This window comes from Dietzia sp. HMSC21D01 (assembly GCF_001815995.1).
Lineage (GTDB): Bacteria > Actinomycetota > Actinomycetes > Mycobacteriales > Mycobacteriaceae > Dietzia > Dietzia cinnamea.
The window spans coordinates 1-9,200 of the sequence record NZ_KV823894.1; the positions used below are offsets into that span (position 1 = coordinate 1).

A 9,200-nucleotide genomic window follows, 5' to 3' on the forward strand; every position below is an offset into this window, starting at 1 on the left:
CGGGCGGGTCCGACGTCACCGTCGGGCGTGGTCACCGCCGGCGCGCTGTACGTCGGCGCGGCGGGTGCGTCCGCGCGGTCAGCCGGCCGCGGTGCGGACCCGGTCGGCTTGGAGCCGGTGGGCTTGTTCTGTCGCTTCGCGGCCGCGCCCTTCCTCGCCGGGGCCTTCTTCGTGGCGGCCTTTTTCGCCGGCGACTTCTTCGCCGGCGCATTCGCGGCGGGGACCTTCTCTGCGGCTGCCTTCTTCGCGGGAGTCTTCTTCGCCGGCGTCTTCGCGGCGGCCGCCTTCTTGGCGGGAGTCTTCTCCGCGGCTGCCTTCTTCGCGGGAGCCTTCTTCGCCGGCGTCTTCGCGGCGGTCGCCTTCTTCGCGGGTGCCTTCCTCGACGGCGCAGGGCGCTCGGCCACCTCGGTCGACTGCTCGTCGAGTGTGGCCACGGCCGTGGAGGTGCCCTCCCGTACGGCGACCTCGGCCCCGGCCGGGCCCGCCGGATCGCCACCGCCGTCGCACTCGGCCGCCGCGACGACGAACTCCGCCAGTGCGTCCTCGACCGCGTTCGCCAGCGGCCAGGGATCCGGCACGAGGTCCTTACACCCGATGAACCCGAAGTGGAGGCGTCCGTCCAGCGACATCACAGTGCAGTTCAGGCCGGCGCCGTGGAACACCGGGCCCATCGGCATCATCTTCTCGATCTTCGCGCCCAGGAAGTACAGCGGGAAGTTGGGGCCGGGCACGTTCGAGACCACCAGGTTGTGCACGACCGGGTGACGCTCGGAGAGTCGCAGCCGCGAGTACATACGCACCGCGGACCCGAACACCGACGGCGCGGCGAACTGCGCCCAGTCCGTGAGCAGGTTGGCGTCCAGGGCGTCGGTGTGGTCCTTGGCCACGGTGTTCGCGTCGCGGATCGCCTCGAGCCTCCCGACAGGGTCGTCGATATCCGTGGCCAGGGACATGAACATCCCCGACACCCGGTTGGTGCCCGGTCTGGACTCCGCGGCGTGCACGGACATCGGCACCATCGCGATGAGCGGCTTGCGCGGCAGGGCGTCCAGCCCGTCGAGGTACTTGCGCAGGGCGGTGGAGCACACGGCCAGCACCACGTCGTTGACCGTCGTGCCGAAGGCGTTCTTCACGCGCTTGACGTCCACGAGGTCCACGCTGGCGAAGGAGATGGACCTGTGGCCGGTGATGGTGCGGTTGAACGGAGTGCGCGGGGCCGTGAACGGCGCGGGCATGGCCAGCCCCTTGCGGGCACGGTAGATCCACGACGGCAACACCCCGAGCGTGCCCGGCAGCAGCGAGGCGAGCCGCCACGGCGTGGCCAGGCGGGACAGCGCCCCGCCGACGGCGAGCTCCAGTGCCCCGGAACCACCGGCGCTCTGACCGACCAGCTCCTCGTCGAGGTCCGGGTCCTCGGGCGTCAACGTGCACAGCTGCGAGAGCATGTTGGCTCCCGTGACGCCGTCCACCGTGGAGTGGTGCATCTTCGCGAACACGGCGACCCTGCCGTCCTGCAGGCCCTCGATGACGTACATCTGCCACAGCGGCATCGACCGGTCGATCGGCTGGCCGGCGAGGTGTGCGCACAGCTCCGCGAGTTCGTGATCCCCGCCGGGGGCGGGAATGCCGACGCGGTGCAGGTGGTGGTCGATGTCGAACTCCTCGTCCTCCACCCAGACCGGATGGTCCACGTTGAGCAGCGAGTCGTGCAGTTTGCGACGGAACGGGGGCATCGCGGTGATCCGCCGGGAGAGCTCGTCCCGCAGGGCCCCGAACGAGTACCCGTCCGGCATCTCGGACACATCCAGCACGATCAGCCCGCACACGTGCAGGAGCTGGGACCTGGTCTCGAAGTAGAGGAAGCTGGCGTCGAGCCCACTCAAGCGCTGCATGGAGGGAGTGTACGTCCGGGTTTCGCCCCACGGGTCGCGTTGCGAACGGTTCCGTGCAGCGAATGTGAACAGGGTCTACAGGACCTCGACGAGGACCCATGCGATCACGACGAACGCGATTAGCAGGACGAGGGCGAGCGTCACACGCGACCGGGGCATCAGCGGACCTCCTTCCCGGTCTCGGCGGTCCGCGGCGCGACGAGCGCGCGGAACCTCTGGACGAGCAGATCCGCGATCCACTCCACCGCCACGGCGGCGAGGAGGAACAGCGGGACCCCCATCGCGAGCATGATCGCGACCTGCAGGGGGAACGGCAGGGTGGCGAGCCAGAGCTCGACCCTGTCCCAGAACTGCAGGAACGCCGTCACGAAGGGATCCTACGACCGCCCGGTGGCGGCGGCGCGGCGGCCTCCCACCACCGAGGAGTCGAGTCCGCGTCGGCGCAGCAGGGCCGCCGTGTTCGGCTCAGACCCGCGCATCCGCCGGTAGGCGTCGAGGAAATCGATCGCGCCGCCCCGCGAGAGGACCTCGCGTCGCATCCGGTCCCCCGAGTCCCGCCTCAGCCCCCCGCGCTCCACGAACCACTCGGCGGCGTCGGCGTCGAGCACCTCGGCCCAGAAGTACGAGTAGTAGGCAGCCGAGTACCCGCCGGCGAAGATGTGCTGGAAGTACCGCGACCGGTAGCGCGGCTCGATGCCCGGTACGTCGAGGCCGGCACCGGCCAGCACACGGGCCTCGAACTCGTCGACGTCGGTGACGGCCTCCGCCTCCTCCGGGGTGAGCGAGTGCCACTCGAGGTCGATCAGGGCGGCGGCGAGGTACTCCACGGTGGCCTGGCCTTCGCCGAAGCGCTCGGCCTCCCGCATCCGCTCCACCAGTTCTTCACCGATCGGCTCCCCCGTCTCGACGTGCCGCGCGTAGCGGGCGAGCATCTCCGGCCGGCGCGCCCACATCTCGTTGACCTGGGACGGGAACTCGACGAAGTCGCGCGGGACCGAGGTGCCCGAGAACACCGGGTACTCCACATCCGACAGGAGTCCGTGCAGGGCGTGACCGAACTCGTGGAACATCGTCGTGACCTCGTCCATGGTGAGCAGCGTGGGCTGCCCCGCCGCGGGACGGGCGAGGTTCATGACGTTGACGACCACCGGGCGGGAGTCCAGGAGCCGGGACTGGTCCCGGAACGAACTCATCCATGCCCCGCCGCGCTTGGTGGGACGGGCGTAGTAGTCCAACAACAGCAGGCCGACGCCGGCATCCGGCTCCGCCCGCTCCTCGTCGAACACCTCGATCACGCGGACATCGGGCAGGTACCCGGCGAGATCGGTGCGCTCGGCGAAGCGCAGCCCGTACAACTCCGACGCCGCGTGCATCACCCCGTCGCGCAGCACGCGCTCGAGCTCGAAGTACGGCCGGACGGTCGCGTCGTCCACCCGGAACCGCTCGGCCCGCAGCCGCTCGGACTCCCACGCCCAGTCCGCCGGGTGCAGTTCGCGCTCCTCGCCACCGAGCAGGTCCTTGGCCTCGTTGCGGGCGTTGGTCACCGCGGCGTCGACCACGTCGAGCAGCAGACCGCGGGCCGCCTCCGGGGTCCCGGCCGTCTCCACGGCGAGGACGTGTTCGGCGTGGGACCCCAGCCCGAGCAGGCGGGCGCGCTCGGCGCGCAGGCGCACGATCTCCAGCACGATCGGGGTGTTGTCGTGCCCCGGGGTCGCGCCCCGGCCCAGCGAGGCCTCCGACACGCGGCGGCGCAGGCCCGCGTCGTCGAGCCAGGCGGTGATCGGCTGGACCGTCGGCAGCCCCAGCGGGATCAGCCAGCCGTCCCGGCCCGCGTCGGCGGCGGTCGCGGCGAGCGTGGCACGCATCGACTCCGGCAGCCCGGCGAGTTCGGCCTCGTCGGTGACGGGGACGGCCAGTTCCGTGGTGGAGGCCAGCAGGTTCTCGCCGAACTCCGTGGTGAGCTCCGCGAGACGGGTGTCGATCGCGGTGAGGCGGGCCCGGCCCGCGTCGTCGAGCGCCGCACCCGCACGGAGCAGGTCCCGGTGGTGCCGGCGGACGAGCCGCGCGGTCTCGTCGTCGAGGTCCGGCTCGCCGGCCTCCAGCGCGGAGTGGACCGCGTCGACGCGCGCGAACAGGCCGGGGTCCGTCATCACGGCCGAGCGGTGCGCGGCCAGCAGCGGCGAGACGACCCGTTCCACGGCCAGGCGGGCGGGCGTGGCGTCCGGGCCGAGCAGTCCGTAGAAGACCGACAGGACCCGGTCCAGAGCAAGGCCCGAGCGCTCGAGCGCGACCACGGTGTTGTCGGCCGTCGGCGGCTCCGGGTTGCCCACGATCGCGGCGATCTCCGCCGCGTGATCGTCGATCGCGGTGCGGATGGCCGGCTCGAGGTCCTCGTCCCGCACCGCCGCGAAGTCGGGCAGTCCGTACGGCAGCGGGGACTCGTCGAGCAGCGGGTGACGCGGGGCCTCGGGGCTCGGAGTGGTCATGACGGGCAGTCTACGTCCGCTCCCCGACCGTGCCCCCGCCCGCTCACGACCGCCGCGCGGCAACGCACGTCACGTGCACCGCGCGGCAGCGCACCTCACATCCACTGCGCGGCGGTGTCCCACGCCAGCCTCACGGCCAGGATCGCGATGACCGCGAGGAACACGGTGCGGATGAACTCGTTGCCGCGGTTCATGGCCATGCGGGCCCCGAGGAAGCCCCCGGTGAGGTTGGCCAGGGCCATGCAGCCGCCGAGGATCCACAGGACCTCACCGTGCACACCGAACACGAGGATCGAGGCGAGGTTGGTGGTGAGGTTGGCGATCTTGGCGGCCACGGTGCCCTGGAGGAACCCGAAGCCCAGGAACGCGACGATCGCGATGACGAAGAAGGAACCCGTCCCCGGGCCGAGGATCCCGTCGTAGAAGCCCACCGCCACGCCGATGAGCGCCGAGCGCCACGCGCGGGACCAGCCCGAGTGCCGCTCCTCGTGGACACGCCCCAGGCTCGGCTTGAGCCACGTGTAGGTTCCCACCGCGACCACCGCCACCAGGACGAGCGGGGTGAGCAGCTCCTTGGGGATGAAGCGGGCGACGGACGAGCCCGCCGCTGAGCCCGCGAAGGCGGCCACGACCAGCGGCGCGACCATTGCCACCGGAACCCGGATCCGGCGCAGATAGGTCGCCGTGGCCATGAGCGTCCCGGCCACCGACGAGAGCTTGTTGGTGCCGAGGATCTCCGGGGTGGAGGCGTCGGCGGGGAGACCGATGACCAGCGCCGGCAACTGGATGAGCCCGCCCCCGCCGACCACCGAGTCGACCCAACCCGCGACGAACGCCGCCAGCACCAGGGCCGCGAGGACCCACACCGAGACACCGACGGCGGACGACGAGGCTGCGCTCGCCAGGGAGAAGGGCATGTCGACAACTGTGCTGTAATCGGTTTGTGTATATCAACCCTTACGGAGCCGATCCGGTCACCCTGGCCGCCGACCTGGCCAACCGCCGCCCCCGCACCTCCCGCGAGCTGGTGGATCGCTGCCGCGAAGCGGGCGTGACCATCGATCGGAGCGCCTCCGACGCGGACCTCGGGGACCTGCTGACGTTCCTCGACGACTGGCTCGTCGTCGTCGACACCACCGACCCCCGTGAGCGCGCCACCGCGCTCAACGCCCTGTTGGCCGAGCACGCCGGGCCGCCGCGACTCACCGACCACGACGGACACTGGCACGTCCACTACCGCGCCGACGACGTCTCGTTCGCGCGGCTGCTCACCACCATGTTCTCGGTGGGCACCGCCCTGCACCTCACCTCACGCGGCATCGACCGGCTCGCGCGGTGCGCGGCCGACGACTGCGACGCCGTGTTCGCCGACACCACCCGCAACGGGCGCAAGGCGTACTGCTCGACGCGCTGCACGAACCGGTGCGCGGTCCGCCGCCACCGCGCACGGGTCTGACGCGGTCGCCGCCCGGACCCGCCGCCCGGACCTACTTCTTGTCCGTGCTCGAATCCGCCGACAGCGCCGCGACGAAGGCCTCCTGCGGCACGTCCACCCGGCCGATGGACTTCATCCGCTTCTTGCCCTCCTTCTGCTTCTCCAGCAGCTTGCGCTTACGGCTGATGTCGCCGCCGTAGCACTTGGACAGCACGTCCTTGCGGATGGCGCGGATGTTCTCGCGCGCGATGATCTTGGACCCGATCGCCGCCTGCACCGGCACCTCGTACTGCTGACGCGGGATGAGCTCCTTGAGCTTGACCGTCATCTTGTTGCCGTACGCCTGCGCGTGGTCGCGGTGCACGATCGCGCTGAACGCGTCCACAGCCTCGCCCTGCAGCAGGATGTCGACCTTGACCAGGTCCGCGATCTGCTCGCCGGCCTCCTCGTAGTCCATCGACGCGTAACCCTTGGTGCGGGACTTGAGGGAGTCGAAGAAGTCGAAGATGATCTCGCCCATCGGCAGCACGTACCGCAACTCCCCCCGCGTCTCCGACAGGTAGTCCATGCCCTTCATCTCGCCGCGCTTGGACTGGCACAGCTCCATGGTCGTGCCGACGAACTCGCTGGGCACGATGATCGTGCACTTGACGATCGGCTCGTAGACCTCGCGATTCTTGCCCTCGGGCCAGTACGAGGGGTTGGTGACCTGATGCTCGGAGCCGTCCTCGGCCACGACGCGGTACACGACGTTCGGGGCGGTGGAGATGAGGTCGAGGTTGAACTCGCGCTCCAGGCGGTCGCGCGTGATCTCCATGTGCAGCAGGCCCAAAAAGCCGCAGCGGAAGCCGAAGCCCAGCGCCACCGACGTCTCGGGCTCGTAGTCCAGGGACGCGTCGTTGTGGCGCAGCTTGTCCAGGGCGTCGCGCAGCACCGGGTAGTCCGAGCCGTCGATCGGATACAGGCCCGAGAAGACCATGGGGTTGGGCTCGGCGTACCCGGGGAGCGGCTCCTCCGCGCCGTTCCGCGCGGCGGTGACCGTGTCACCGACCTTGGACTGGCGGACGTCCTTCACGCCGGTGATGAGGTAGCCCACCTCGCCGGGGCCGAGCCCGTCCGTGGCCTTGGGCTCGGGCGAGATGATCCCCACCTCGAGCGCCTCGTAGGTGGTACCCGTGGACATCATCTTGACCTTCTCGCGCGGCTTGAGCGAGCCGTCGACCACGCGGACGTACGTGACCACACCGCGGTAGGTGTCGTACACTGAGTCGAAGATCATCGCCCGCGGCGGGGCCTCCGGGTCACCCACCGGGGCGGGGATGGTCTCGCACAGCTTGTCCAGCAGCGCCTCGACGCCCATGCCCGTCTTGCCGGAGACGCGCAGGACGTCGTCCGGCTCGCAGCCGATGATGTGGGAGATCTCCTCGGCGAACCGGTCGGGGTCCGCGGCCGGCAGGTCGATCTTGTTGAGCACGGGGATGATCTCGAGGTCGTTCTCCATGGCCAGGTAGAGGTTGGCCAGGGTCTGTGCCTCGATGCCCTGCGCGGCGTCCACCAGGAGGATCGCGCCCTCACACGCCTCGAGCGCGCGGGAGACCTCGTAGGTGAAGTCCACGTGACCGGGGGTGTCGATCATGTGCAGGACGATCTCCTCGCCCTCGTGCGCGCCGGAGCGCGGCACCCAGGGCAGGCGGACGTTCTGCGCCTTGATGGTGATGCCGCGCTCGCGCTCGATGTCCATGCGGTCGAGGTACTGGGCGCGCATGAGCCGCTCCTCGACCACGCCGGTGAGCTGCAGCATCCGGTCGGCCAGCGTCGACTTGCCGTGGTCGATGTGCGCGATGATGCAGAAGTTCCTGATCCTGGCCGGATCGGTGAACGTCGTCTCTGCGAAGTTGGGAATCTCGATCACTCCTGGAGGCGGGCCCGGGTGCTGCTGGGTTGCGGTCCGTCCGGGCGATCACCCCATTGTCACACGCCCGCAGCCCGAACACCCACCACGTATCGACCCGTGGGGACGGCGTCCACGGTGCCGTCGTCGAGGAACCGCGCGGTCGACGCGGTCATCGCCCGCATGTTGGCCGTCATACGCTCGTCGTCCCCGCGCGCGTCGAAGAACACCCCCAGGTCCGTCGCCGCCTCGGCGGGGAAGACCTCCTCCACGATCCCGTCGATCCGCGGGGCGTCCGGCGTGAGCGCGCGGACCACCACGTGCTGGGTGTAGGAGGTGGTGGACTGGGTGTCGATCGCCACCCGCGTGTGCTCCTCGAGCCACACACGCAGCCACTCCTCACGCCCGATCCGCCCCGGCCGGCGCAGGAACGCGATGTTGGCCATCCCCGCGCAGCGCCCGTCGGGTCCGGGCGCCGGGGCCGGCAGGGGTTCGGACGCGGTGACCGACCACGCCGACACCGGCCCGAGCGCCCCCAGCGCCGCGAGGAGTTCCGCACACGCGGTGGCCGAGGCGACCGGCACCCGGGTGCGGACCACCGCGAGCACCGGCAGCTCGGTGACGCGCACGTCGATCATCGCGCCGGCGACCTGTTCGTCGCGCACGTTGACCACGACCTCGTCGACGCCCAGTGCGGCCAGCGGCCCCGTCACGGCCTCCGCGATCCGCCCGCGCAACTCCTGCGCCCCCGCCGGCTCGACCGGCCCGTCCTGTGCCCACACCACGGCCAACAGCATGTCCATGGGTCGATCCTATGGCGGTTACCCTGACGGGCATGGCAATCGACTGGGCCCGCGTGGGTCGCACGGCGGTCCGGATGGGCCGTAGATACGGACCGACGGTCGCGCGCGAGGTGCGCAGGCGTCTGGACGACCGGGGTGCCTCCCCCGCCCTCTCGCGTCAGGCCGGCGCCCCGGGCCGGCCGGCCACCACGCGCACCGCACCCACCTCGAGCCGCGCGCGCACGATCTCCTACACCCCGGACCTGGATGGCCACGCCGATCCCGGCGAGATCGTGTGGACGTGGGTGGAGTTCGAGGAGAACGACGGACGCGGAAAGGACCGGCCGGTCCTGGTGGTGGGGCGCGACGGGGACCGCTTGCTGGGCCTCCAGCTCTCCTCGAGGGACAAGAGGGACGACGACGAGGAGTGGCTCGGACTCGGATCGGGCCCCTGGGACTCCGAGGGCCGGCCGAGCTGGGTACGCCTGGACCGGGTGCTGGACGTCCCCGAGCAGGGCATCCGGCGCGAGGGCGCGATCTGCCCGCGGCAGAAGTTCGACGCCGTCGCCGACCGGCTCCGCGCGGACTACGGCTGGCGCTGACGCCGGTAGTCCCGCGCCGCCCCTCCGCAGCTAGCCCTCCGCAGCTGGCGCTGACGCCGGCAGTTTCCGCGCCGCCCTCCGCAGCTAGTGGGCATCTCCGTTAGTTCGTCGG

The 9,200-nt window shown here is 70.9% G+C and carries 8 protein-coding genes and 1 pseudogene; 2 read left to right on the forward strand and 7 right to left on the reverse strand.

The annotated features are described in order from the left end of the window. From HMPREF3086_RS19585 to HMPREF3086_RS08145, 5 genes and pseudogenes are all read right to left on the reverse strand, one after another. A partial coding sequence (locus tag HMPREF3086_RS19585) for a histone H1-like repetitive region-containing protein (protein ID WP_246830939.1) occupies positions 1-434 on the reverse strand: 434 nt, incomplete at its 3' end. Positions 435-512: 78 nt separating this feature from the next. Continuing rightward, positions 513-1,892 (reverse strand): annotated as a pseudogene (locus HMPREF3086_RS08130) (wax ester/triacylglycerol synthase family O-acyltransferase); the annotation flags it as partial. 158 nt (positions 1,893-2,050) lie between these two features. After that, a complete protein-coding gene (locus HMPREF3086_RS08135; RefSeq protein ID WP_061913708.1) occupies positions 2,051-2,260 on the reverse strand; it encodes a hypothetical protein in 210 nt (69 codons plus the stop codon). 9 nt (positions 2,261-2,269) lie between these two features. Further along, complete coding sequence (locus HMPREF3086_RS08140) at positions 2,270-4,378, reverse strand: M3 family metallopeptidase (RefSeq protein WP_070721272.1); 2,109 nt, start codon at positions 4,376-4,378, stop codon at positions 2,270-2,272. A gap of 95 nt (positions 4,379-4,473) precedes the next feature. Next, entirely contained in the window at positions 4,474-5,295 is an 822-nt protein-coding gene (locus HMPREF3086_RS08145) for a TSUP family transporter (protein WP_070721274.1), read from the reverse strand. A 26-nt stretch (positions 5,296-5,321) separates the two neighbouring features. Between HMPREF3086_RS08145 and HMPREF3086_RS08150 the strand changes: the two genes are divergently transcribed. Beyond that, entirely contained in the window at positions 5,322-5,834 is a 513-nt protein-coding gene (locus HMPREF3086_RS08150) for a CGNR zinc finger domain-containing protein (protein WP_070721277.1), read from the forward strand. 31 nt (positions 5,835-5,865) lie between these two features. Here HMPREF3086_RS08150 and lepA read toward each other — a convergent pair whose 3' ends face one another. Next, positions 5,866-7,725, reverse strand: a complete 1,860-nt coding sequence (gene lepA, locus HMPREF3086_RS08155; RefSeq protein ID WP_070721279.1) for a translation elongation factor 4 — start codon at positions 7,723-7,725, stop codon at positions 5,866-5,868. Positions 7,726-7,784: 59 nt separating this feature from the next. Beyond that, positions 7,785-8,507, reverse strand: a complete 723-nt coding sequence (locus HMPREF3086_RS08160) for an EthD domain-containing protein (protein WP_070721281.1) — start codon at positions 8,505-8,507, stop codon at positions 7,785-7,787. A gap of 32 nt (positions 8,508-8,539) precedes the next feature. Between HMPREF3086_RS08160 and HMPREF3086_RS08165 the strand changes: the two genes are divergently transcribed. Further along, positions 8,540-9,088 (forward strand): type II toxin-antitoxin system PemK/MazF family toxin, encoded by a 549-nt coding sequence (locus HMPREF3086_RS08165; protein WP_063974046.1) that lies wholly within the window; start codon positions 8,540-8,542, stop codon positions 9,086-9,088. Positions 9,089-9,200: the final 112 nt, after the last annotated feature.

What these genes read in the sequence shown, in the direction of transcription:
- HMPREF3086_RS08140 (WP_070721272.1), bottom strand. Translation starts at nt 4,378, where the DNA reads ATGACCACTCCGAGCCCCGAGGCCCCGCGTCACCCGCTGCTCGACGAG.
- HMPREF3086_RS08145 (WP_070721274.1), bottom strand. Translation starts at nt 5,295, where the DNA reads ATGCCCTTCTCCCTGGCGAGCGCAGCCTCGTCGTCCGCCGTCGGTGTC.
- HMPREF3086_RS08160 (WP_070721281.1), bottom strand. Translation starts at nt 8,507, where the DNA reads ATGGACATGCTGTTGGCCGTGGTGTGGGCACAGGACGGGCCGGTCGAG.
- HMPREF3086_RS08165 (WP_063974046.1), top strand. Translation starts at nt 8,540, where the DNA reads ATGGCAATCGACTGGGCCCGCGTGGGTCGCACGGCGGTCCGGATGGGC.